Source organism: Filibacter tadaridae (genome assembly GCF_900609045.1).
GTDB lineage: Bacteria > Bacillota > Bacilli > Bacillales_A > Planococcaceae > Sporosarcina > Sporosarcina tadaridae.
In genome coordinates this window covers 99,417-125,224 of the sequence record NZ_UXAV01000044.1, presented here as the reverse complement: position 1 = coordinate 125,224, position 25,808 = coordinate 99,417, and the positions used below count along the sequence as shown (strand labels likewise).

At 41.0% G+C, this 25,808-nt stretch carries 21 protein-coding genes; 20 read left to right on the top strand and 1 reads right to left on the bottom strand.

Going from position 1 to position 25,808, the window contains the following annotated elements:
• Positions 1–230: 230 nt before the first annotated feature.
• The 5 genes from FILTAD_RS13650 to xsc all read left to right on the top strand — a co-directional run bounded on the left by FILTAD_RS13650 (position 231) and on the right by xsc (position 6,519).
• On the top strand, positions 231–953 hold the full coding sequence (locus FILTAD_RS13650; RefSeq protein WP_124071527.1) for a GntR family transcriptional regulator: 723 nt from the start codon (positions 231–233) through the stop codon (positions 951–953).
• A 196-nt stretch (positions 954–1,149) separates the two neighbouring features.
• Positions 1,150–2,286, top strand: coding sequence for an alanine dehydrogenase (ald, locus tag FILTAD_RS13645; protein ID WP_124071526.1), 1,137 nt, complete (start codon positions 1,150–1,152; stop codon positions 2,284–2,286).
• Between the two features lie 45 nt (positions 2,287–2,331).
• A complete protein-coding gene (locus FILTAD_RS13640) occupies positions 2,332–3,687 on the top strand; it encodes an aminotransferase (protein WP_124071525.1) in 1,356 nt (451 codons plus the stop codon).
• A 64-nt stretch (positions 3,688–3,751) separates the two neighbouring features.
• On the top strand, positions 3,752–4,690 hold the full coding sequence (locus FILTAD_RS13635) for a selenium metabolism-associated LysR family transcriptional regulator (RefSeq protein WP_124071524.1): 939 nt from the start codon (positions 3,752–3,754) through the stop codon (positions 4,688–4,690).
• Between the two features lie 53 nt (positions 4,691–4,743).
• The gene (gene xsc, locus FILTAD_RS13630) at positions 4,744–6,519 is read left to right on the top strand and encodes a sulfoacetaldehyde acetyltransferase (RefSeq protein WP_124071523.1); all 1,776 of its coding nucleotides are present in this window, start codon (positions 4,744–4,746) and stop codon (positions 6,517–6,519) included.
• A gap of 958 nt (positions 6,520–7,477) precedes the next feature.
• Here xsc and FILTAD_RS13620 read toward each other — a convergent pair.
• Positions 7,478–9,097, bottom strand: coding sequence for an APC family permease (locus FILTAD_RS13620; protein WP_124071521.1), 1,620 nt, complete (start codon positions 9,095–9,097; stop codon positions 7,478–7,480).
• An 810-nt stretch (positions 9,098–9,907) separates the two neighbouring features.
• Between FILTAD_RS13620 and FILTAD_RS13615 the strand changes: the two genes are divergently transcribed.
• The 15 genes from FILTAD_RS13615 to FILTAD_RS13545 all read left to right on the top strand — a co-directional run bounded on the left by FILTAD_RS13615 (position 9,908) and on the right by FILTAD_RS13545 (position 25,772).
• On the top strand, positions 9,908–10,324 hold the full coding sequence (locus tag FILTAD_RS13615; RefSeq protein ID WP_124071520.1) for a hypothetical protein: 417 nt from the start codon (positions 9,908–9,910) through the stop codon (positions 10,322–10,324).
• 187 nt (positions 10,325–10,511) lie between these two features.
• Positions 10,512–12,335: a translation elongation factor 4 gene (gene lepA, locus FILTAD_RS13610; protein WP_124071519.1), complete on the top strand. Its 1,824-nt coding sequence runs from the start codon at positions 10,512–10,514 to the stop codon at positions 12,333–12,335.
• A gap of 65 nt (positions 12,336–12,400) precedes the next feature.
• Complete coding sequence (hemW, locus tag FILTAD_RS13605) at positions 12,401–13,534, top strand: radical SAM family heme chaperone HemW (protein ID WP_124071518.1); 1,134 nt, start codon at positions 12,401–12,403, stop codon at positions 13,532–13,534.
• A 95-nt stretch (positions 13,535–13,629) separates the two neighbouring features.
• Entirely contained in the window at positions 13,630–14,685 is a 1,056-nt protein-coding gene (hrcA, locus tag FILTAD_RS13600) for a heat-inducible transcriptional repressor HrcA (protein ID WP_124071517.1), read from the top strand.
• A complete protein-coding gene (gene grpE, locus FILTAD_RS13595; RefSeq protein ID WP_124071516.1) occupies positions 14,682–15,257 on the top strand; it encodes a nucleotide exchange factor GrpE in 576 nt (191 codons plus the stop codon). Before hrcA ends, grpE begins: the two co-directional genes overlap by 4 nt.
• 35 nt (positions 15,258–15,292) lie before the next feature.
• Positions 15,293–17,119, top strand: coding sequence for a molecular chaperone DnaK (dnaK, locus tag FILTAD_RS13590; protein WP_124071515.1), 1,827 nt, complete (start codon positions 15,293–15,295; stop codon positions 17,117–17,119).
• 197 nt (positions 17,120–17,316) lie between these two features.
• Positions 17,317–18,438 (top strand): molecular chaperone DnaJ, encoded by a 1,122-nt coding sequence (gene dnaJ, locus FILTAD_RS13585; RefSeq protein ID WP_124071514.1) that lies wholly within the window; start codon positions 17,317–17,319, stop codon positions 18,436–18,438.
• Between the two features lie 16 nt (positions 18,439–18,454).
• Positions 18,455–19,399: a 50S ribosomal protein L11 methyltransferase gene (gene prmA, locus FILTAD_RS13580; protein ID WP_124071695.1), complete on the top strand. Its 945-nt coding sequence runs from the start codon at positions 18,455–18,457 to the stop codon at positions 19,397–19,399.
• Between the two features lie 3 nt (positions 19,400–19,402).
• Positions 19,403–20,143 (top strand): 16S rRNA (uracil(1498)-N(3))-methyltransferase, encoded by a 741-nt coding sequence (locus FILTAD_RS13575; RefSeq protein ID WP_124071513.1) that lies wholly within the window; start codon positions 19,403–19,405, stop codon positions 20,141–20,143.
• Positions 20,144–20,159: 16 nt separating this feature from the next.
• Positions 20,160–21,500, top strand: a complete 1,341-nt coding sequence (gene mtaB, locus FILTAD_RS13570; protein WP_124071512.1) for a tRNA (N(6)-L-threonylcarbamoyladenosine(37)-C(2))-methylthiotransferase MtaB — start codon at positions 20,160–20,162, stop codon at positions 21,498–21,500.
• A gap of 116 nt (positions 21,501–21,616) precedes the next feature.
• Positions 21,617–22,288 carry a deoxyribose-phosphate aldolase gene (gene deoC, locus FILTAD_RS13565; protein WP_124071511.1) on the top strand — a complete coding sequence of 224 codons (672 nt, stop codon included), beginning with the start codon at positions 21,617–21,619 and terminating at the stop codon, positions 22,286–22,288.
• Between the two features lie 103 nt (positions 22,289–22,391).
• Positions 22,392–22,565 carry a 30S ribosomal protein S21 gene (gene rpsU / locus FILTAD_RS13560; protein WP_124071510.1) on the top strand — a complete coding sequence of 58 codons (174 nt, stop codon included), beginning with the start codon at positions 22,392–22,394 and terminating at the stop codon, positions 22,563–22,565.
• A gap of 344 nt (positions 22,566–22,909) precedes the next feature.
• Positions 22,910–24,247, top strand: a complete 1,338-nt coding sequence (locus FILTAD_RS13555) for an NfeD family protein (protein ID WP_124071509.1) — start codon at positions 22,910–22,912, stop codon at positions 24,245–24,247.
• On the top strand, positions 24,247–25,254 hold the full coding sequence (gene floA, locus FILTAD_RS13550; RefSeq protein WP_124071508.1) for a flotillin-like protein FloA: 1,008 nt from the start codon (positions 24,247–24,249) through the stop codon (positions 25,252–25,254). The genes FILTAD_RS13555 and floA overlap by 1 nt, the downstream gene beginning before the upstream one ends.
• Before the next feature lie 35 nt (positions 25,255–25,289).
• A complete protein-coding gene (locus FILTAD_RS13545; protein ID WP_124071507.1) occupies positions 25,290–25,772 on the top strand; it encodes a hypothetical protein in 483 nt (160 codons plus the stop codon).
• Positions 25,773–25,808: the final 36 nt, after the last annotated feature.

Below are 25,808 nucleotides of genomic sequence, written 5' to 3'. Positions count from 1 at the left end.
ACTAGCCATTTACTCAAAGCCCTTTTGGAAGTTTTTATTGATCTACCGCGGTCGAATAAAATGTTCACTACTTTATAAAGATACCAAAATATTATGAGTATAGCTTAAGTTGATCCAACTGTGACCAAAATCATACTATCCCGAGCCACGTTGAAAAAACATGCCCCATCTTTACATTCCATCGATTTTTGCTATCCTGTAATAAACAATAAGAAAAGGGGGAATCCGAAATGAAACTTGATCAAACTAGTTGGATGCCATTACATATTCAATTAAAAAATATCATTGAAAAACAAGTAGCAGAAGGAATTCTTTCTGATCAAATTACGAGTGAAAGACAGTTAATGGAGGAATATAACATCAGCCGCAGTACTGTGCGTGAAGCTATCAATCTTTTAGTACGAGAAGGGATTCTTGAAAAAAGGCATGGAAAAGGTACATTTATTTCGTTAAAACCAATTCATGATTGGCTCGGGAATTTAAGTAGTACGACGGAAACCATCCGTAACATGAAAATGAAGCCCGGAGCAAAACTAATCACGCATTACAAAACTACACCATCGACTTATATTCAGGAGCGAACCGGGTTTTCGGAAGCCTACTTTATAAAAAGAGTGCGTTATGCAGATGATATTCCGATTGGCGTGGAACGACATTATTATCCAATCGAAATAGGGGAAGAATTAATTAAATATGATTTAGACAATGCTACACTTTACGATTTAGTGGAAAACGAACTGGGTATACAGTTTGCAGAAGCTGATCAAACGATTTCAAGTGGGCATTTATTGGAGGAGGATAAGGGGTATCTGGATATTCCAGATGATACAAATGTTCTAATTGCAGAGCGTATTATAAAAGATCAAACTGATACTATTGTTGAATTTGAAGAGGCATTTTATCGGGGTGATTTATACTCTTTTAAAATTAATTTATCGAGAAAGTTTGGGTAGTTTGAATGTTTTACTCATTTATTCTGTTTTGTAATAACACCTATTAGATTTTTAAATGTTTGAATTGAATAAAAACATTGAAAATTGGTACCGTTCTGGCTTATACTATATTTAAACCTACTACAACTGGTACGGACGTCACGACCTATCATATAAATGTTGTGCTGGTTATTCTTAGAAGGAACGGGGTGGTTTTATGATTATTGGGGTTCCACGTGAAGTTAAGAACAATGAAAATCGAGTTGCACTTACTCCATCTGGTGTTACGGCCTTTGTACATGCAGGACATCGTGTGTTGGTGGAAAGTATGTCAGGTTATGAAAGCGGTTTCCTGGATGAAGAATATAAGGCAACAGGTGCTGAAATTGTAGCTACAGCGGGCGAGGCTTGGGCTGCAGAGATGGTGATGAAGGTCAAAGAGCCGCAACCAGAAGAATATTCATATTTAAGGGAAGGCCTAATTCTATTTACGTACCTACACTTAGCTGCTGAGGAAAGTCTAACCAAGCAACTTGTTGAGAAAAAGGTAACTGCTATCGCCTATGAAACAATACAGAATAGTAATGGTTCTTTACCACTTTTAGCTCCAATGAGTGAGGTCGCTGGGCGGATGTCGGTACAAATTGGGGCACAGTTTCTTGAAAAGTCTAAGGGCGGAAAGGGTATTCTGCTTGGCGGTGTACCAGGAGTTAAACCTGCTAACGTTGTCATCATTGGTGGGGGCGCAGTTGGAACAAATGCAGCGAAAATGGCAATTGGTCTAAGAGCTAATGTGACAATTGTTGATATCAGTGCAAATCGTCTCCGTGAATTGGATGATATGTTTGGTGGAACGATCACAACCTTAATGTCAAATCCACTAAACATTCAAGAGGCAGTCAAGCATGCAGATCTATTAATTGGCGCAGTACTGATACCGGGTGCCAAAGCTCCACAATTAGTTTCTGAAGATATGGTAAAACAAATGTCCAAAGGATCTGTCATTGTTGATGTTGCAGTTGACCAAGGCGGATCGATTGAAACAATTGACCGTATTACAACACATGATGACCCGATTTATCTGAAACATGGCGTTTTGCATTATGCAGTAGCAAACATGCCTGGTGCCGTAGCGAGAACATCAACATTATCGTTGACGAACAATACTAGTCAGTATGGTGTTTTACTCGCTAACAAGGGATTAAAGAATGCGGTAGAAACAAACGAGGCATTCGCCAAAGGTGTTAATACACATGATGGATTTGTAACATACGAAAGTGTTGCCAAAACACACAACATGCCTTATAAATCATTGTCTACTATTCTAGCGAATGATCCAGTTTCTTCTTATTAAGCCTAACTGCAAAGTGAAAACTATAATGGAATGGGGGAAAGACTAATGGGGACAGCAATCGAAAAGAGTAAAGTGGTAGAAAAAACAACTTCCCGTTTATGGAATGCAATGCACCGCTACAATCCAGACGCACAGCCAACGGTGGCAGTGTCAGGTGAAGGATCATGGTTCACAGATGAAGAAGGAAATAAATATCTTGATGGTGTATCAGGGTTGTGGTGTTTGAATCTTGGTTATGGGCGTCAGGAAATAGCGGATGCAGCCGCGGAACAAATGAAAAAGCTATCTTATTTTCCTTTAACAATGAATCACCAACCTGCAGTCGAGTTGGCGGGGAAAATTAGTGAATTGTTGGGCGCCAGTTATCAAACCTTCTTTTCTAATAGCGGTTCTGAGGCAAATGAAACAGCTTTTAAAATAGTGCGCCAATACCACAATCAAACAGGAAATCCGGGTAAATATAAATTCATTTCGCGTTATCGCGCTTACCATGGATCGACACTAGGAGCACTAAGTGCAACCGCACAAGCAAACCGCCGTGTCAAATACGATCCAGGTGTACCAGGGTTTTTACATGTATATCCACCTTATAGTTATCGTTCAATTTTTGGTGAGGATCCCGAAGAGTCTGATTTAAAGGCTGCCCAAATGCTTGAAGAAATGATCATCTGGGAGGGAGAAGAGACTGTAGCAGCTTTCATTATGGAACCATTCATTTCCGGTGGAGGCGTCATTATTCCGTCCAATAAATATATTCAACGTGTTTCAGAAATTTGTAAGAAGTATAATGTATTACTGATTATGGATGAAGTTGTTTCCGGTTATGGTCGAACGGGCAAAATGTTCGGCTTCATGCATGCGGAAGGCGTTCAACCTGACATTGTGACAATGGCAAAAGGTTTAACAAGTGGTTATTTACCGCTTGGAGCTACAGCTGTTAAATCGGAGATCTATGATGTGTTTAATCAAGAAGGAAAAGATAATCATTTCCGACATGTCTCCACTTATGGTGGTCATCCAGCTGCATGTGCGGTTGCACTTAAAAATATTGAAATTATTGAGAATGAAAAAATCGTAGATCGTGTACATGAATTAGGTGAAACAAAGTTAGGTAAACTTGATCAACTAATCGATCATAAAAATGTCGGGGAAGTTAGACGGGTTGGCTTTCTACTTGGGTTAGAAATGGTAACCGATAAACAATCAAAAACTCCTCTTGACGATTCAAAAATGGGCGAAATCGTTGGCAAGTGCAAACAAAAGGGATTGATTATTGGCAAAAATGGTGACACAGTCCCAGGCCAAAATAATGTCATCATCATTGCACCACCATTATCAAGTACGGAAGAGGATTTGGATTTCATCATTGAAACAGTAAATTCCGTTATTCGTAGTCTCTAGATAAAACCTGACTCACATATTGCTAATTAGAGGTAAAGTGGGGGCGGATGGGAAGGTAATATAGATGAATTACGAAAGATTAAAAACGTTTATCGCGGTAGCTGAGAAGAAAAGCTTTTCTGAAGCAGCAAAAATATTATATGTTACTCAACCAACAATTACATCGCAAGTGAAGGCGTTGGAGGAAGAACTAAATACAAAACTATTTGAGCGAACAACGAAAAAAGTAGCGATGACCCAATCCGCACATGTTTTATTGAACTATGCCAAGGAGATTGTCCGTTTAAGTGATTCAGCTAAAAAGGAAATCTTGCAAATGGAGAATACTATAAATGGTGATTTAAGTGTGGGATGTAGTCTTACGATAGGTGAGTATATACTTCCAACGTTTTTAAAACGCTTTATAGATTCGTACCCGCTTATTCAGATGAGTGTTAAGATTGCAAATTCAAATGCCATCGTGGAAAATCTTAAGGATCAATTAATTGATGTTGGAATCATTGAAACATTAATAGAAGATCCGCAAATTATTCTGGAACCAATCTTTGAAGATGAACTTATTTTGATAGCTGCACCAGACTATTTTTCTACCAATGAGCCAAAAGTTTCATTGAACCAATTAAAAGAGACGCCACTTATTGTTAGGGAAAAAGGATCTGGTACACGTGCTGTCATGGATAATTATTTAAAAAAAGCCGGACTCTCAGTAAATGACTTAACTATTGTTATGGAATTAGGAAGTACTGAGGCGATAAAAACGGCTGTTGAATCTGGCTTAGGCGTGTCGTTTATTTCAAAAAGTGCGATAAAGAAAGAATTAAAGTTAAAACTGTTAAAAACATATTCAATAAAAAATATATCTTTTTATCGTTACTTTTACATCGCATTTCGTAAAGATAGTGTTTTAAAATCATCAACTGAATTATTTTTGAATGATTTGCGAAATCGCAACCAAGAAAAAGAGGTAGGTACTCTAATCCACCTACAAACAAGCAATGGCTAAAGGACTTAGATTAATAGAAAGAAAGTAATTATACTTGGAGGAGGAATTTAAAAATGGTACAACAACAAACAAAGGTGAAAACAGCAACGAATCAAAAGGTTAAAATGACGCCAAGTGAGGCAATCGTCGAAACACTTGTAGCGGAAGGTGTTAAAGAAATTTACGGTATTGTAGGCTCGGCCTTTATGGATATGCTAGATTTATTCCCGGCAGCTGGTATACGTTTCTTACCGGTTCGTCATGAACAAAGTGCTGGGCATATGGCAGATGCGTATACACGTGTTACTGGTGTGGCAGGGGTTATTGTTGGGCAGAATGGACCAGGGATTACCAATATGGTAACATCGGTTGCGGCCGCGAACCAAGCACATACGCCAATGGTTATTATCTCCCCTTCAGCAGGGACGCCTACAATTGGTTGGGATGGATTCCAAGAAGCTGACCAGGTATCAATTTTTAAAGACATTACGAAAGAAACAGTACGCGTAACACATACGAGCCGTGTAGCTGATTGTTTGCGTACTGCTTTCCGAATTGCGTATGCTGAGCGTGGACCGGTATTGTTCGATATTCCTCGTGATCTATTTTATGGAGAACTGGAAGAACAAATTCTTCAGCCGCATCAGTATCGTGTTGACTCCAGAGGTAGTGGTGATCCAGCGTCGATTAAGAAAGCTGTGGAACTATTAAAAGATGCAAAATACCCTGTTATTATTTCGGGACGCGGCGCGGTAGATGCAGATGGAGTAGATGCAGTTGCCCAAATAGCAGAGCATTTAACAGCACCTGTTGCAGTAACATATATGCACAATGATGCATTCCCGGCAGATCATCCACTTGCGGTTGGACCGATTGGTTATATGGGATCAAAAGCTGCAATGCATACGCTAAAGAAAGCGGATGTCGTTCTCGCAATTGGAACACGTCTATCGGTATTCGGAACATTACCTTGTTACGATATTGATTATTTCCCGAAAAACGCTAAAATAATTCAAGTCGATATTAATCCACGACAAATCGCGCGAACACATCCAGTAGAGGTTGGAATTATCGGCGATGCAAAAGCAGCGAGCGACGAAATTTATAAACAATTACTATCTGCCTCACCATCCTCAGTGAAAAAACAGGATCGTTTGGAAGAGCTAAGTAAAGTAAAGGAAGAATGGGAACAAGAACTAATCGACTTGGCAATGGAAGAAGGTAGTCCAATTAACCCACGTCGTGCATTATTAGAATTAACAAAAGCATTACCTGAAAACACGATTATCTCGTCTGATATTGGAAACGTATCATCGACTGCTAATGCTTACCTGAAGTTCAATCAAACTAGACGTCATATCGCAGCATTAACATTTGGTAATACTGGTTTTGCCTATCCAGCAGCACTTGGGGCACAGTTGGCTGAGCCTGATTCACCAGTGGTAGCTATCATTGGTGATGGTGCATGGGGAATGAGTTTGCATGAGGTAAGTACGGCTGTTGAACAAAATCTTCCTGTTATCGCTTGTGTGTTTAACAACAAATCATGGGCGGCAGAGAAAAAGAATCAAATCGATTTTTATGATAACCGCTTCGTCGGTGCCGATATTGATGCGCCAGATTTTGCTGAAGTAGCTATATCAATGGGAGCACTTGGCTATACGATTGATAAACCAGAAGATATTGCAAAGGTAGTCAAAGAGGTTTTGGAGAAACGAAAGCCGGCAGTCCTAAACATTTTCGTTGATGGTACGCAGCTAGCACCACCATTTAGAAAAGACGCATTAAAAATGCCGACACGGTTTTTAGAAAAGTATAAACACTTAGATCATGATGAATGGAAAAAATAAAAATAAATAGGTAAGCAATCACAAACATCTCCGTACTGGCCCAGGGCTAGTACGGAGATGTTTTTTTTGCAAGAACAAGAAAGGGTATATCAATAATGCACTCAACATTCAGGCATAAGAAATAAACTTTCAGCAATGATAGAAAGTTAAACTAAATCAGTGGGGGTTACTGCCTGCCCCCTCTATTAATCGGGATAATACAGAATAAAATGGCTGAGCGAGGCTTAATTATCGGACTGGATCAGAATAAAGTAACGGTTATTGTGGAAGAATTAAGAGTTTGTTCGTCTATACAAAGGGAGTCTTTTGCCAACAGGGGGGCTATAAATTCAAAATAGTCATTGTGTATTCAGTAAAGTGAATAGTCTCAAGCTCACCGCAACACACGTAAAAGAGTTAACCACTGGTATTAGAATCTTCCTACTCACGAGAGTAAATGGATTTAGCGTCATTATGTGAGGCATGAAGACGAAGGTCGTACGTGGAGTCAATATATCGTAAGGTTGGCATTGAAATTTATCCCGCATTAACGGGCAGTAAGACCCCCCAACTTCAAGTCTTCGCGGAAGCAAGAAGAATAAGTGGGGGATCAACTGCCCGTAAAAGCCCGAATGGCTCAACTAACAATCAGTGGGGGATGAGGCAGACTAAATGCGCGACGTCCTGTCGCAACGTCTGCACTAGCACGTCCTGTGCGTCGAAAAACCCCCACTGATTGAAGTTTCGCTTTATTAGCCAATCGTAAATTAGATTTTTTACATTGGAAGAGTATTCAAACGTCCAGCATCTTCTTCTGATTGGCCAAAGTGTGTGTAAGTAGGGCTAACTGAGGTTTATAAGAGAAACCGCTTTTGGAGGAACCGATACAGGTATCCAAATCCTCAAAACTCAAAACAGGCGCCAAAGTAAAAGGTACGGACAGAGTCGTCCGTACCTTTTTAGTGTATATCAGAGATGATTATTTGATTTCTATGTTACTTGCACTCGCACCAGCAGTAGTTAAGGCAGCTGGTTCTTCCTCTGCCTTTTCATCAACATAATCTCCTAAAACGTTATGATCCATTTCATCTTTTGGATCTTCAATATCTGTACCTGCCACAGGAGGTGAGACAGCTGGTACATCTTCTACTTTTTTATCAACATAATCCCCTAAAACATAATGATCCATTGTATTTTTTGGAATAGCACTATACTTTTTAAATCTGGCAATAAAGAAGATGCCTCCAAGTCCTATCCAAACAGATAATGCGATCCATGATGGTCCACCAAGGAATCCGGGTGAACCTGGTACGACAAGTAAAAGGAAAAACCCTACACTACTGATAACACCTAGCAAAGACAAAAACTTACGTACTGGTGCAACAATGGAAATCTCTCTAGGATTCTTCGAGGAAGCTTCTGACCATTTAAGTAAACGGTAAGCTATAAAACAAGTATAGAAGTAGGCGATTGTTACTCCAAGAGCCGACATATCAACTACCCATAATAATGCTTGTCGTCCAAACAATGGAGCAAAAACGGTTACAGCCAGAGTGAATAAAATACCAATATGTGGCGTTTTATATTTAGGATGTAATTTACCGAAAGCCGCTGGAAGTACTTTAGCCCTTCCCATGGCAAACAGCAATCGACTAGTTGATGCGTAAAAACCATTAAGTCCGGTGAAGATTCCCATCATGAGGGCAAAGGATAGTAAAATAACACCCCATGTCCCATATGCGTTTTCAACAATAGTTCCTGTTCCCCAAATAGATCCAGTTTCAACAGCGTTTGTCCAAGGTTGTCCTATACCAGTAGCTATGATGGCTAAACTATAGGCAAAGCCCGCACAAAGTAAAGCGATAACAATTAATTTAAATGACTTTTTAGGAGAAAAGTCAAATTCTTCAGCTGCCTGGGGTATATTACTAAAACCAACATATGCCCAAGGCGCAATGGCTACAATGGCGATAATTGATGACATGGCACCTACCCCGGGGTTAAATAGGGGTTGCATGTTCGAAAAAGAGCTGCTTGGGTGTAGAACCATACCAATCGTTAGTAAAGATAGGCCAGCAATTAATGCGATACAGAATATAAATTGAGAAAATCCGGATAAGTCCGCTCCTCGTATATTTAAGAAAGCAAAAACCACTAATGCGATACAGGCAATGGCAACCTCACCTGCATAAACCTCCCAGCCGGCAATGTTATACATATAACCTTGTTCGAAAATTGATGGTAAGACAAATCGCCCTAGAAGTGCTACAGCAGATGCATTTAAAGCTACAATTGACATATAGCCAAGCGTTAAAAACCACCCGCATATAAACGCATGATATCTACCTAAGCCGTAATATGCATAGGTAAACTCACCTCCAGAAATGGGTAACTTTTCAACTAGGAAACCGTAGCTAATCCCGATGATTATCATTAAAAGCGCTCCAATTAAGAAACCAATAATAACCCCGAGTGGTCCCGCCATTCCCATCCAATCAACTGGTAAAACAAACGCACCCCATCCAACCGCCGAACCGAAAGCAATTGCCCAAACCCAATGTGGTTTTAACGTCCTCTTTAACTGTTCCCGTTGTTCCATTCATATTCCCCCTGTCGTTATTTGTGAAAGCGCTTCCAAGTAAAATGAAAAATACCGATAATTCACACCCGGAAAACCAAAATCGACTTAATTGTCTCCAAACCGAAACTGAAAAGCTGTAAATTGGAAATGACAGATAAGGTTTGAAGGTTTTATTATGTTTAAGCATGGATGAAAAGAACTATGGATTTCACTTATTCATAGACTCACAGAATATCCTAAACATGTTTTGGATACTCATCAAAACAGTTGAGTAGAAGATTTCTACAAAAACACCTTTCTTGGAAAGGATTCTAATAGATGATATTCCCGTCCGTGATTTAGTACAGAAGACAATCAGGATACACTGTAAAACAGTGACAAAGTATTGAAAATAGACGATTTAGTAGACTTGCTTAAAGCTCCTCCCCCTAAAATTACCGTCCTTTATGAATTCATAATAAATACCAAAAAGATTTTAAAAAACAACCGTATTGAGGTTGAATTATGTCTATAAATTAAATCTTACGGGTTAAATTCAATAAAATCAATGATTTCTGTAAATTTGATTATTGGAAAGTGGAATAAGGTTTATGGTTAACTTTTATACGCCGTTTTTTTCAAAAATAGTAATACGAAATGAATAACTATATTTTAGATTACTTTGGAAGAGTTGTAATGGGACGGATGAAGAGATGTCCATTTATCGCATAGTAAATTGGAACATCGTCTAACTTTTTACCTTAATTACAAAACATACGACATGTAGTTTAATAAAAAATAACAATGTGGGAATTATAAAGAGCAAACACAAATCTGAGGTGAATCTTAATGGTTAAGAAGTACTTAATTTTCTCGGTATTAGGATTATCATTTTTGGCATTTACTCTTACGCAAGTCGCTAATTCAGAAACCGTTTTAAATGAAGAAGAAATATATGTCACAACAGAGGATATTATTTTGGATATCGTACTCCCAACTATTGATAAAAGAGTGGTGAAAGAGTATGGGCAGGATACTCTTTCTGGCTGGGAATGGAAAAGGATTGAGGGTATAACTTACAATGACAATCATTCCTACGATGTTTCTGTAAGAATTGAAATTCTTTCTAAAACATCTGATGGCTATAAAGATGATCTGGTTAAGGTAAGAATATCCCCATCCTGTGACAGTACAACTATTAATAAATTAAAATGTAAGCATGGGTTCAACATAGAAATTGTAAATTATAAACGTTTGTCTCTATGAGTATATTTTCCTTTTAGCTTAGGGTATCATTACCTGACATACTAAGCGTTTTTAATGGAGAATACTGAGTCTAGTCTCATCATGAAACAAGAAAAACATTGAAATAATAACCTTTGGATAAGAATTGCTAACATGTTGCTAAGTAATTTGATATAATTCACTTAGCTTAAATAGGAGTGAATTAACGATGAATCAAGAGCAAAGAAATGCACGCCAAAAAAACATACGAAATTTTTCTATCATCGCCCATATAGATCATGGGAAGTCAACACTAGCAGATCGAATCCTGGAACAAACGCATTCATTGACATCGAGGGAATTAAAAGCACAAACACTCGATTCGATGGATCTAGAACGTGAACGTGGAATCACAATTAAATTGAACGCTGTGCAATTGACGTATTTGGCGAAAGACGGTCAGGAATATACTTTCCATCTTATTGATACGCCTGGACACGTCGATTTTACATACGAAGTATCACGAAGCCTTGCTGCTTGTGAAGGAGCGATACTCGTTGTCGATGCTGCACAAGGAATTGAAGCCCAGACACTTGCAAACGTATACTTGGCACTTGATAATAACCTTGAAATCTTACCGGTTATCAATAAAATAGATTTGCCGGCTGCAGAACCGGAACGCATTAGAAAAGAAATTGAAGACGTTATAGGATTGGATGCTTCTGAAGCGGTCCTTGCATCCGCTAAAGCAGGTATAGGTATTGACGAAATTCTGGAACAGATTGTAGAAAAAGTCCCGGCTCCCCAAGGTGACCCAGGAGCGCCTCTTCAAGCACTTATTTTCGATTCGCATTATGATGCGTACAAAGGGGTTATCGTCAATATCCGTGTGGTCCAGGGTACTGTTAGACCAGGCGATAAAATATTAATGATGGCTACGGGCAAAACGTTTGAAGTGATTGAAGTTGGCGTATTCAAACCACACGCTACACCACGTGAGGAATTGACAGTCGGTGACGTGGGCTACTTATTTGCTGCGATTAAAACTGTGGGAGATACACAAGTAGGGGACACGATAACAAGTGTGGCAAATGCTGCTAGCAATCCGCTTCCAGGTTACCGTCGTATGAACCCAATGGTCTATTGCGGTTTGTATCCGATTGATACATCGAAATATAATGACCTCCGTGATGCGCTTGAAAAACTGGAGTTGAATGATGCAGCGCTTCAATATGAAGCGGAGACTTCCCAAGCGCTCGGATTCGGTTATCGTTGTGGTTTCCTTGGATTACTTCATATGGAAATCATTCAAGAACGGATTGAACGTGAATTTAATATTGATTTGATCACCACTGCACCTAGTGTTATTTACAATGTCGTTATGACAGATGGTAGTCAATTGAAAGTGGACAACCCTGCAATGATGCCGGATGCTCAAAAAGTGGATTATGTAGAAGAACCCTATGTAAAAGCATCCATCATGGTGCCGAATGATTATGTTGGATCTGTTATGGAACTATGCCAACATAAGCGTGGAAATTTCGTGACAATGGACTACCTTGACGCGTCACGTGTCAATATTATTTATGAACTACCTTTAGCTGAAATTGTCTACGATTTCTTTGATCAATTGAAATCGGGGACGAAAGGGTATGCGTCCCTTGATTATGAACTGATCGGTTATAAACGATCGAAACTCGTGAAGATGGATATTTTGCTCAACAGCGAGCAGGTTGATGCGCTCAGCTTCATTGTCCATACAGACTTCTCCTATGAACGCGGTAAAGCGATTGTAGAAAAGTTAAGAAAGCTAATTCCGCGTCAACAATTCGAAGTACCTGTTCAGGCGGCGATTGGACAGAAAATCGTTGCACGTTCAACGATTAAATCTATGGGTAAAAACGTTCTTGCGAAATGTTATGGGGGCGATATTTCCCGTAAGCGTAAACTTCTTGATAAACAAAAAGAAGGTAAAAAACGCATGAAGCAAGTCGGCTCTGTAGAAGTCCCTCAAGAAGCATTCATGGCGGTACTCAAGATGGACGAGGATTAATTGTTTTAGATGGCGAAAGAGGGCATCCAAGCCCTCTTTTTGCCGTTAAGAAAGGAGGCAGCGACATGCGAGGAATGTATATCCACATCCCGTTTTGCCATCAGATCTGTCACTATTGTGATTTCAATAAAGTATTTTTCAAAAATCAACCGGTGGATGAATATATAGAGTCAATTGGTGAAGAACTATCGATAATGGCGAATGAAGGTGTATCCTTCGAAAATGTTGAAACGGTATTTTTAGGCGGAGGTACGCCGACTTCATTATCCGAAAAGCAGTTGGAACGTCTACTTGCCATTATTCAAGAATATGTCGATGTCAGTTCGCTTAAAGAATTCTCGACAGAAGCGAATCCAGACGAATTGACATATGGAAAACTGCTTGTACTGAAAAATGGCGGCGTGAATCGATTAAGCATAGGTGTTCAGTCATTCGATGCGGAACTGTTGACGAAAATCGGTAGAACGCACGGACCGGATGATGCAGTAAGAGTGGTGAATGACGCAAGAAGAGCAGGTTTCGATAATATCAGTATCGATCTTATCTATGGCTTGCCGGGACAGACGATTGAACAATGGCAAGACACTTTGGAGAAAGCGTCTGCACTCGACTTGCCCCATTATTCGGGGTACTCGCTCATTGTTGAACCGAAAACCGTCTTTTATAATTTGATGAACAAAGGGAAATTACCACTTCCGGGAGAAGATATTGAAACTGAAATGTTCTCTATGCTTATGGATTATATGGAAAAGGAAGGTCGACATCGCTACGAAATCAGTAATTTTGCGATTCCCGGAAACGAATCGATTCATAACCTGATTTACTGGGAGAATGATTCGTATGCAGGAGTGGGGGCAGGTGCACACGGCTATTTAGCAGGTAAAAGATATTCGAACATCGGACCGCTTGCAAAATACATGAGTAAAACAGCGAATGGAGAACGACCTTTGCAACAGACACATAACGTGACGCAAATAGAAGCGATGGAAGAAGAAATGTTCCTTGGCCTACGAACGGCAAACGGTGTTTCAGCAGCCTTATTTCAGAAAAAGTTTGGGCAATCGTTGCAAGAGGTATATGGAAAGACTGTACAGTCACTGATAGAACGAGGTCTTGTTGAACAAGTAGGAGATCGGACGAAGTTGACAAGAATGGGCGTATACAGGGGAAATGATGTATTTCAAGAATTTCTTAAATGAGTTTGAGTCAATTCGTTGACATGTATACGTACATTTGATAAATTATCAATAGTATTAGCACTCGACATTGAAGAGTGCTAACAGGAGTGATGATCATGTTGACAAACAGGCAATTGCTTATATTGCAACTGACGGTTAATGATTTCATCGAATCCGCACAACCTGTCGGCTCAAGGCAGCTTTCCAAAAAACCGGAAGCTCCTTTTAGCCCGGCAACTATACGTAATGAAATGGCTGATTTGGAAGAGATGGGTTATCTTGAGAAAACGCATACCTCTTCAGGACGGATACCTTCCGAAAAAGGATACCGGTTTTATGTTGATCATTTATTGACACCGGAAAAGTTGAATTCGGAAGATAGTATTCAATTGCGCTCGGTCTTTCAAGAGAAAATCGTGGAATCGGAAGAATTGATAAAAAAGTCGGCAACAATCCTTTCCGACTTGACTAATTATACGTCTATTCTTCTCGGACCCGATACGTCGTTGCATGCAGTGAAACGCTTTTCAATTGTTCCATTGGATCAGCAAACGGCTGTTGCGATAATTGTTACTGACAACGGCCGGGTAGAAAATCGATTGTTCAATGTACCGAAAGGCTTCACTGCTTCGGACATTGAAAAAATGGTCAATATCCTAAATGAGCGACTCATCGGAACACCCCTGAGCAAACTCCAAAAGATGTTGGCCGAGGAAACGAGAACAGTTTTAAATCAACACATTCATCATGCCGGCGAATTGTACTATTCGTTTCAACGTGCAATTATGATTGAACCGGAAGAACGCCTCTATTTCGGCGGGAAAATGAACATGATGAAACAACCGGAATTCAATGACTTTCAAAAAATGAAAACGATTTTTGATCTTATGGAAAAAGGTGTACCTGCAACAACATTCTTCCAAGATGACAAATTAGGCATACGGGTTCGTATCGGTTCCGAAAATAAACATATTGCAATGGAAGATTGCAGTGTGATAACAGCGACGTATACAGCCGGAGACAATATGACAGGCTCGATTGCCATAATAGGACCTAAACGGATGGATTACGGACGAGTCATCACGATGCTGGACTTAATGAGCAGCGATTTGTCATCTGAATTGGCAAGAATGACAATTAACGGTGGATCAGCTGGGAGGAATAAAAAGTGACCGAAGTAAAAAATGAGCATGAAAAAGAAGTACCACAAGACGAAGAATCTACTGATGTAACAGTTGAAAATATAGATTCTCTCGACCTTGATAATGAGGTTGAAATAGAAGAAAACGGGAAAGACAGTATTGTAGAAGAATTGACGGCGAAACTTCAAGAAGAAGAAAGTAAACGACTTAGATTGCTAGCCGATTACGACAACTTCAAAAGAAGAGCTTCGCTTGATAAGGAAGCTATGCAGAAATATCGTGCACAAAGCATTGTCACGAATCTCATTCCGGTTCTTGATAATTTTTCCCGAGCACTTAGCCATGAAGCGCAATCTGAAGAAGCAACTTCCATGATGACAGGAATGGAAATGATTTACCGGAATGTCGTCGATGCGCTTAAATCAGAAGGGCTCGTTGAAATCGAAGCACTTGGTAAAGTATTCGATCCCAACTTCCATCAAGCAATCATGACAGGAACGGAAGAAGACAAGCCGTCGGGTGCCATACTTGAGGAATTGCAAAAAGGATATATGTTGAAAGATCGTGTTCTTCGACCTACTATGGTCAAAGTGAACGAATAACAAACGCAGATCTATTTAATAGGAGGAATTTGATTATGAGCAAAATTATTGGTATTGACTTAGGAACAACAAACTCAGTAGTAGCAGTGTATGAAGGCGGAGAACCGAAAGTGATTCCAAATCCGGAGGGCAACCGTACTACACCTTCAGTCGTTTCATTTAAAAACGGGGAACGCCAGGTAGGGGAAGTAGCGAAGCGTCAATCCATCACAAACCCGAATACGATTATGTCCGTGAAACGTCATATGGGAACAGACTACAAAGTAAAAGCTGAAGAAAAAGAATATACACCACAAGAAGTATCCGCAATGATTCTACAGTACATGAAAGGTTATGCTGAAGAATATCTTGGCGAAAAAGTAACGAAAGCAGTTATTACTGTGCCTGCTTACTTCAGTGATGCACAGCGTCAAGCTACTCAAGACGCTGGACGAATCGCTGGTCTTGAAGTAGAACGGATCATCAACGAGCCGACAGCTGCAGCACTTGCTTACGGACTCGATAAAATGGATGAAGACCAAGTCATTCTTGTTTATGATCTTGGCGGTGGTACATTCGACGTTTCTATTCTTGAATTGGGTGACGGTGTATTCCAAGTCCGTTCAACAGCGGGCGACAACAAACTAGGTGGAGACGACTTTGACGATGTCATCATTGGTTATCTTGTAGAAGAATTCCGCAAAGATAACGGCGTTGATCTTTCAAAAGATAAAATGGCTATGCAACGCTTGAAAGACGCTGCTGAAAAAGCGAAAAAAGATTTGTCAGGCGTGACGACATCACAAGTTTCACTTCCATTTATTACAGCAGGCGATGCAGGTCCTTTGCACTTGGAAGTTTCACTTTCACGCGCGAAATTTGACGAATTGACAGGACATCTTGTTGAACGTTCGATGGTACCTACTCGTCAAGCGATGAAAGACGCAGGTCTCTCTGCATCAGAAATCGACCGTGTTATCCTTGTAGGTGGATCTACTCGTATTCCGGCTGTACAGGAAGCAATCAAAAAAGAAACAGGTAAAGAACCCTATAAAGGCGTTAACCCGGATGAAGTTGTAGCACTCGGCGCAGCAGTCCAAGGTTCAATCTTGAGTGGAGACGTTACAGACGTAGTCCTACTTGACGTTACACCACTTTCACTTGGTATTGAAACAATGGGTAACGTGTTCACAAAACTAATTGAACGTAATACAACAATCCCGACAAGTAAATCACAAGTGTTCTCGACAGCAGCGGATAACCAACCGGCAGTTGACATCCATGTACTACAGGGTGAGCGTCCAATGTCAGCAGACAACAAAACACTTGGTCGTTTCCAATTAACGGATATTCCACCGGCACAACGCGGTGTTCCACAAATTGAAGTAACGTTTGATATCGACAAAAATGGTATCGTAACTGTTAAAGCAAAAGACCTTGGAACACAAAAAGAGCAAAACATTACGATTCAAGCAAGCTCAGGACTTTCCGACGATGAAATCGAACGCATGGTAAAAGACGCTGAAGCAAATGCGGATGCAGACAAAAAACGTAAAGAAGAAGCAGATTTGAAAAACGAAGCTGACCAACTCGTCTTCATGGCTGAAAAAACAATGAAGGATCTTGAAGGAAAAGTTTCTGAAGAAGAAGTGAAAAGCGTTGAAGATGCAAAAGAAGAGTTGAAAACTGCAATTGAAGCAGCGAACTACGAAGATATGCGTACGAAAAAAGAAAAACTAGAAGAAATTGTTCAACAAATGACAATGAAATTGTATGAACAAGCTGCAGCTGAATCTGAAGAAGGTGCTGAAAATGCTGGTGAACCAGCAGAAGACGGCGTTGTGGATGCAGATTTTGAAGAAGTAAACGACGAAAAAAAATAAGCGAAAAGCATTGACGGAAAAGTCAAAGTCCGATATTCCGGCTTTGGCTTTTTCGTTTTTCAAGACTGGATTTCACTGTTAGGAGCTTGTGCACTTTAAGTCAGGGACAAATATAGTTCAGACCGACAAGCGCTTACGCTTTTTAAATTTGCATGATACAATAGGCAACATGCCAATGTTTTCGGGAGAGTGAGAAAATGAGTAAACGAGATTATTATGAAGTACTTGGAGTTTCCAAGTCTGCAACAAAAGAGGAAATCAGGAAAGCGTACAGGGGGCTTTCAAAAAAGTTCCATCCGGATTTAAACAAAGAAGCAAATGCAGTTGACAAATTTAAAGAAGTAACTGAAGCATATGAAGTGCTTAGTGATGAAAGCAAAAAAGCGAATTATGACCAATATGGCCATGCAGGGCCATCACAAGGATTTGGTGGCTTCAGTAGCGGTGGAGACGGCTTTGGCTTCGATGATATCTTCGGTAGTTTCTTTGGAGGCGGAGGCGGTCGTAGAAGAGACCCCAATGCACCTAGAAAAGGCGATGATCTTCAGTATTCCATGACAATTGATTTCATGGATGCGATATTCGGAAAAGAAACTGAAATTGAAATTCCAAAAGAAGAAACATGTGACACTTGCCATGGTTCAGGCGCTAAAAAAGGAACGTCTGTGAAGACATGTACACATTGTAGCGGAACTGGTCAAATCAGTGTTACGCAAAATACCCCACTTGGCCAAATGGTGAATCGGAGAACTTGTCATCATTGTCAGGGAACTGGGAAAATTATTCCTGAAAAATGTACGACTTGTCATGGTTCAGGTACAGTGACTAAAAAGAAAAAAATTAAAGTAACAATTCCTGAAGGTGTTAACGATGGTCAACAACTACGTGTCGGAGGTCAAGGTGAGCCAGGCGTAAATGGTGGACCATGGGGAGATCTTTATATCGTATTCCGTGTACGGTCACATGATAAATTTATCCGTGAAGAAGATGATATTTATTTGGAACTCGCCCTTACTTATCCGCAAGCAGCGCTGGGTGACGAGATTGAAGTGCCGACTGTTCAAGGGTCAGTTAAGCTGAAGATTCCTGCAGGCACACAAACGGGTACACGTTTCCGTCTGAAAGGTAAAGGCGTGAAGAACGTACATGGTCGTGGAATAGGCGATCAACACGTCGTGGTGAAAATTGTGACTCCTGAAAAAATGACAGAAAAACAAAAAGAATTGATGCGTGAATTCGCGGCTATCAGCGGAGATCGACCTGATGAGTATTCCAGTTCATTATTCGATAAAATCAAACGGACAATCAAAGGCGATTGAAAGGGATGAACGTAATTTGAAGTGGTCAGAAGTTTCCATTCATACAACGCATGAAGCAACTGAAGCCGTAGCAAATATTTTACATGAAGCAGGAGCCAGTGGCGTTGTTATAGAAGATTCAGTAGAACCCGATCGGATTCACGAAGACCGTTATGGGGAAATTTATGAACTAGATAAAAATGATTTCCCGGTTGATGGCGTTATTGTAAAAGCGTACCTACCAGTCAATAGTTTTTTAAATGAAACGATGAAAGAACTCAATCTGTCTATAGAAGGTTTGGCGAAATTCGGATTGGATGTGGGAAAAAACGGCATTCAAACGAACGAAGTAGATGAAGAAGATTGGGAAACTTCATGGAAAAAGTATTACCATCCGGTTAAAATTTCCGGCCGCTTTACAATCGTTCCAACTTGGGAAGACTATGAGCCTGTCGATTCGGACGAACTGATCATTGAGCTGGATCCGGGCATGGCGTTCGGAACGGGTACGCATCCAACGACTGTGTTGTGTTTACAAGCGCTGGAGAAGTACGTTAAACCTCAAGATACAGTTGTGGATGTTGGAACAGGTTCGGGTGTATTATCAATCGGAGCTGCCCTTTTAGGTGCCGCACATGTCCATGCACTTGATTTGGACGATGTTGCAGTGGTTGCTGCGAAAGAAAATATCCTGCTGAACAAAGTGGATGATAAAGTGACGGTTACACATGGTAATCTTCTCGATTCCGTTAAAGAACCAGCAGATATCATTATTGCGAACATCCTAGCCGAAGTCATTCTATCGTTCTCAGGAGATGCGTACGCAATACTGCCTACAGATGGCCTATTCATCGTCTCGGGTATAATTGGCCAAAAACGGGACCTTGTCAAAGAAGACCTGATTGAAAAAGGGTTTGAAATTATGGAATCCGTTTTAATGGAAGACTGGGTCGCGATTGTTGCCCGGAAAAGGGGCGTGTGACCTTTGCAACGCTATTTCTTGCAAACACCATGGGACGCCGAGGAAAATGCAACGATTATCGGGGATGACAGCAAGCATATTATGCGTGTCATGCGGATGAATGTAAATGATCAAGTCATTACCGTTTCAGAGGGGAAAGCGTATATCTCTTCAATTACGCATATCTTGCCCGATGGCGTAGTAGTTCATCGTGTAGAGGGGCCGCTTCCGGAAAATGAAATGAAAGTGGAAGTGACAATCGCGTGTGGTTTGCCCAAAGGCGATAAGCTCGATACCATTGTCCAAAAAGGAACTGAACTTGGTATGGCAGCAATCATCCCTTTTGAGGCAGAACGTTCCATTGTCAAATGGGATGACAAAAAGGGTAGTAAGAAAGTCGAACGACTCCGCAAAATTGCAAAAGAGGCTGCTGAACAATGCCACCGAACGGTTATTCCGGAGGTGGAATCACCATCTTCTTTCCGCCAATTAATCGAGCAATCGACTCGTTATGATGTATTATTAGTCGCTGATGAGGAGGATGCAAAAAGTGGAGAGCCGCATCGGATAGCTGATCGGCTCAAACAGGTACATCCAAATCAGAAAGTACTTGCCGTATTTGGCCCTGAAGGCGGATTGTCACGAAAAGAAGCGGATACATTGCGTTCCGCTGGTTTTCTGCCCATCGCTTTAGGCCCCCGTATCCTTCGTACGGAAACGGCGCCTATGTATTTATTGTCCGCAATGTCCTACGAATTTGAATGAAAGAGGTGAGCAGTCCGTGTCGTCTGTTGCATTCCACACATTAGGCTGTAAAGTGAATCATTACGAAACTGAGGCGATCTGGCAACTTTTCAAAGAAGCTGGTTATGATCGAGTCGATTTTGAAAAAAATTCTGATGTCTACGTTATCAATACATGTACAGTAACGAATACTGGCGATAAAAAAAGTCGCCAAGTTATCCGTCGCGCCGTCCGGAAAAACCCGGATGCCGTCATTTGTGTAACAGGTTGTTATGCACAAACATCGCCTGCCGAAATTATGGCGATTCCTGGTGTCGATATTGTCGTAGGAACACAAGATCGTACAAAATTGTTGGGTCTCATCGATGAATTTCGTTCAGAACGTCAGCCCATCAATGCAGTCCGCAATATTATGAAAAACAGAGTTTACGAAGAACTGGATGTGCCCTTGTTTACGGATCGTACGCGAGCTTCCCTTAAAATCCAAGAAGGATGCAATAACTTTTGTACGTTTTGCATCATTCCATGGGCAAGAGGTCTAATGCGTTCACGTAATCCACAGGAAGTCGTACGGCAAGCACAACAACTGGTTGACGCAGGCTACTTGGAAATCGTTTTGACAGGTATCCATACAGGTGGGTACGGTGAGGATTTGAAAGAGTATAACCTTGCGCGACTTTTACGTGACCTCGAAACGCAAGTGGTAGGATTGAAACGCCTTCGAATCAGTTCAATTGAAGCGAGCCAATTAACAGATGAGGTCATCGATGTCCTCCGTAATTCAACAAAAATTGTTCGCCATCTGCATATCCCAATCCAATCCGGTTCGGATACAGTACTTAAGCGCATGCGCCGGAAGTATACAATGGCATTTTTCGCTGAACGATTGGATAGATTGCGTGAGGCTTTGCCGCATCTTGCGATTACATCAGATGTCATCGTGGGTTTTCCGGGAGAAACGGAAGAGGAATTCATGGATACATATAACTTTATCCGCGATCATCGCTTCTCGGAGTTGCACGTGTTTCCTTATTCGAAACGGACAGGCACACCTGCAGCAAGAATGGACGACCAAGTTGACGAAGATAGTAAGAATGAGCGGGTCCACCGATTAATCGAGCTGAATGACCAGCTAGCAAAAGAGTATGCTTCTTCTTTTGAAGGCGAAATACTTGAAGTTATCCCGGAAGAGAAATACAAACTGGACCCTGATAGCGGACTTTATGAAGGGTACACAGACAATTATTTGAAAGTCACCATCCCGGCAGATGAATCGATGGTAGGCAAAATTGTTCGTGTGAAAGTTTTGGAATCAGGCTATCCGTATAACAAGGGGCAGTTTGTCCGGGTTATCGAAGATCAGGCTTTGTCGGTTTAAAAAGTTTATTTCAGGGCTGTTCCTTTCTAAACGGATTGGAACAGCCTTTTTCGTGCACATTATCCGTCTTCTTGATATGATTAAAGAAGTACGTACAACTTTAGGGAGGTATTCATTTGAATACAGATTATGCAACTTATATCGATCATACAGCGTTGAAAGCAGATACGACAAAAGAGGAAATCGTAAAGCTATGTGAAGAGGCACGGGAATACATTTTTGCTTCTGTTTGTGTAAATCCATCATGGGTAAAAACTGCGGTAGCTACACTTGAGGGATCTCCGGTTAAAGTATGTACAGTCATCGGCTTCCCGCTAGGAGCGTCCACTTCAGACGTGAAGGCATTCGAGACGTTGAATGCGATTCAAAACGGTGCTGAGGAAATCGATATGGTTATTAATATCGGTGCGCTTAAAAGTGGTGATGATGAAGCGGTGAGGAAAGATATGGAAACAGTTGTACAAGCGGCAAAAGGCAAAGCGATTGTGAAAGTGATTATAGAAACAGCACTACTTACAGATCTGGAAAAAAGAAAGGTCTGTGAATTAGCAGTTCTTGCAGGCGCTAATTTCGTTAAAACTTCGACAGGTTTTTCTACAGGTGGGGCGACGGAAGAAGACGTTAAACTAATGCGCTCGGTAGTCGGACCGGAAATGGGCGTTAAAGCATCTGGTGGAGTTCGTAGTCTTGAAGATATGAAAAAGATGCTTAATGCCGGCGCTACTAGAATTGGTGCGAGTTCAGGCGTTCAGATAATGAAAGGTTTACAAGCGGATTCAAACTATTAATTTGAAAAGTTATTATTGACGACATTTAAAAAATGCGGTATAATTTTTGAGTACATGGCACTTGTCTATGTTTAGAGTGTGTTTGGAGGGAGGGACAAGAGATATGTCGAAAACTGTTGTTCGTAAAAACGAATCGCTTGAAGATGCTCTTCGCCGCTTCAAACGTACTGTATCCAAAAGTGGAACAATACAAGAGGTAAGAAAGCGCGAATTTTATGAGAAACCAAGTGAAAAACGTAAAAAGAAATCTGAAGCTGCTAGGAAACGTAAATTCTGATACCCTGTAGTAAAGAGTTCACTTTTTTGTTATGAAATTACATTTCGATAAACCGGAAGGCCCGTAATGGGTTTTCCGGTTTATTTGTTTTTATTGAATCCGGGGCCAGCTTCTGCCACAATTTGAAGTGTACAAATGGTGTCAGAAACCGGCGCCGGGTGTGTAATACGAACTAGCGAAGAACGCCGAAGCGTATTTTATAACGATTTTTTGTCGAATTTAGCAAATTAAGTGCCCGATGTAATTAACAGCTTTGGAATTACTTATGAAAAAAGTGAAACTTTCGCGCATTTAACACGTATATAGAGATATAATTGATTATAGTAGAAAGAGGTGAAATTCAAATGTATAAAATGATAGGGAAATTCCTCCTGTTCATTTTATTTATTTCAACAGCCTTATTACCGTTTGCAGAGACCAGTGCAGCTACTGCCAAAGTATATAAAGTCCCCTTAATAAACGAGGTCGAAAAAGGACTTTATTCTTTTTTGCAACGATCTTTCACTGAGGCTGAAGAAGCAGGAGCTGAAGCGGTTTTCATTGAAATCGATACACCTGGAGGCTTTACAGATGCAGCGGGGGATATAGCCGAGTTAATGGATGATGCGAGACAGAAAGTGGAAGTGATAGCCTACGTTCATCCAAGGGCCTTGTCGGCAGGCGCATTTATCGCCTTGCATGCAGATAAAATCTATATGTCTCCCAACGGAAAGATTGGAGCAGCGCAAGTAATCGTTTCATCCGGAAATGCTGCAGATAAGAAGTCGGATAGTGCGTGGCGTGCCGATATGATAAACGCTGCGAAATCTTCTAATCGAATAACGAAATATGCATTGGCGATGGCTGATCCATCTGTTGACATGCCTAAGTACCGGGCGAAGGTTGGTGAATTGTTAACGCTTACGGCAAGTGAAGCAGAAGCGGTCGGGTATAGCGAAGGAACAGTTTCGTCTTTCGAAGAAGTACTTCGTAAAACGGGCTATGAAGATGCAGAAGTTATTACGACAAGTGAAACTGTTAGTGAGAAAATTGCACGCTTCATCACCAATCCGATAGTCGTTCCAATCCTGTTGTCGATTGCAGGGCTTGGTCTTGTGTTGGAATTATATTCCCCTGGGTTCGGTGTTCCTGGGACGATGGGAATTACAGCTTTGATTCTGTTTTTCTATGGACATCTAGTTGCCGGGTTAGCGGGCTATGAGTCCATCATTCTTTTCATCATCGGAATCATCCTGATTTTTGCGGAGTTTTTCTTACCGGGCGGTATAGCAGGAATAGCCGGGTCGGTCGCTATAGTAGGCAGTATCATTTTGGCGGGCGGCAATCCGATGTATATGGCGATTTCAGTCCTTATCGCGATTGCCATTGCCGTGACAGGGATGGTGGTCATTATGAAATTTTTTGGTAGAAAGTTGCATTTGCTCAACAAAGTTGTTTTGATGGATTCAACGGACACAGAAAGTGGTTACGTGTCGAACGTTAACCGTGTCGAATTACTTGGTCGACTTGCTAAAACGTCTACACCACTCAGACCAGCCGGTGCAATTGAACTTGATGGAGAACGTATTGACGTTGTTTCAGAAGGTAGTTACATTGACAAAGGAAAGAGTGTTATCATTGTGAAAGTTGAAGGTTCCCGGATTGTAGTCAGGGAATCAGTAGAAAAGGGGGAAATTAAATAATGGCAGGAATAGTAGGTGCAGGTGGACTAATTGGGGTTATAGCTATAGTTGTTGTAGCGATAATCATTTTGGCTGTGTTTTTTACATTAGTTCCAGTAACACTTTGGATTTCAGCGATGGCAGCAGGCGTACGGGTAAGTATCTTTACATTGATTGGGATGCGTTTACGACGGGTTATTCCAAGTCGTGTCGTCAATCCGCTTATTAAAGCACATAAAGCTGGACTCGATATCGGTATTAATAAGTTGGAAAGTCATTACCTAGCGGGCGGAAACGTCGACCGTGTCGTTAATGCTTTAATCGCTGCTCACCGTGCAAATATTGAACTTACATTCGAGCGCGGCGCGGCAATCGATCTTGCGGGTCGTGATGTACTAGAAGCTGTACAAATGTCCGTTAATCCGAAAGTTATCGAAACACCATTCATAGCGGGCGTTGCGATGAACGGAATTGAAGTGAAAGCAAAAGCGCGTATTACAGTGCGCGCAAACATCGATCGCCTTGTCGGAGGTGCTGGTGAAGAGACAATCGTAGCGCGTGTTGGCGAAGGTATCATCTCAACAATCGGTTCTTCAATCGATCATGCGAAAGTGTTGGAAAACCCTGATATGATTTCCCAAACTGTTTTGGCGAAAGGGCTAGATTCCGGAACAGCTTTTGAAATTCTATCGATTGATATTGCCGACGTTGATATTGGTAAAAATATCGGTGCAGAATTACAGACGGAACAAGCAATGGCAGATAAAAATATTGCCCAAGCCAAGGCTGAAGAACGTCGTGCAATGGCTGTTGCAAACGAACAGGAAATGAAAGCGAAAGTTGAAGAAATGCGTGCAAAAGTTGTAAGTGCAGAGGCAGAAGTGCCACTTGCGATGGCAGAAGCACTTCGTGGCGGCAATATTGGTGTCATGGATTACATGAATTATAAAAATATCCAAGCTGATACAGGAATGCGTGATTCAATCAGTAAAGCCGGTGGAGAACATCACCCATCAGATAGTGAGTGAAACAATTAGACAAGATGTGATTTCCCGGAAAGGGGATGCATGAAATGGAAGGGCTAATACCAGTCATTATAATGCTTATTGTTGGAGCATTGTTTGGTAATAAAGGGAAGAAAGAAACCCCCCCGGAAGAACAGCCAAAACCTTTCGCTACGCCAAGTCATGTACCAGATAGTCCAATAGATAAGTTGAAAGAAAAATCAAGAGAGATGTATCGGGAATTACAAAGAGAAATGCAGAATGAAATCGGCGAACCGTCGAGTAGGCAAACACCTCAAATTGTTCTTCCTGAAAAAGCATCTATACCCAAAACCGTAGCAATAAAAACAGACAGGATACCTATTAACGTGCATGCAGAGACGTCAAGGGGTGTGCATCGCGGGCGTCTCTCAACTCATGGCGCACAAATAGAATCGGTAATTCATAAAGAAAGTTCTGATTTAATACCGAAAAATCATCATGATCTAGTAAAAGGAATTGTTTTTTCCGAAATAATAGGACCACCAAAATCAAAACGATAATCATTGACCCCCTATTCAAATCATACGATGAGGATA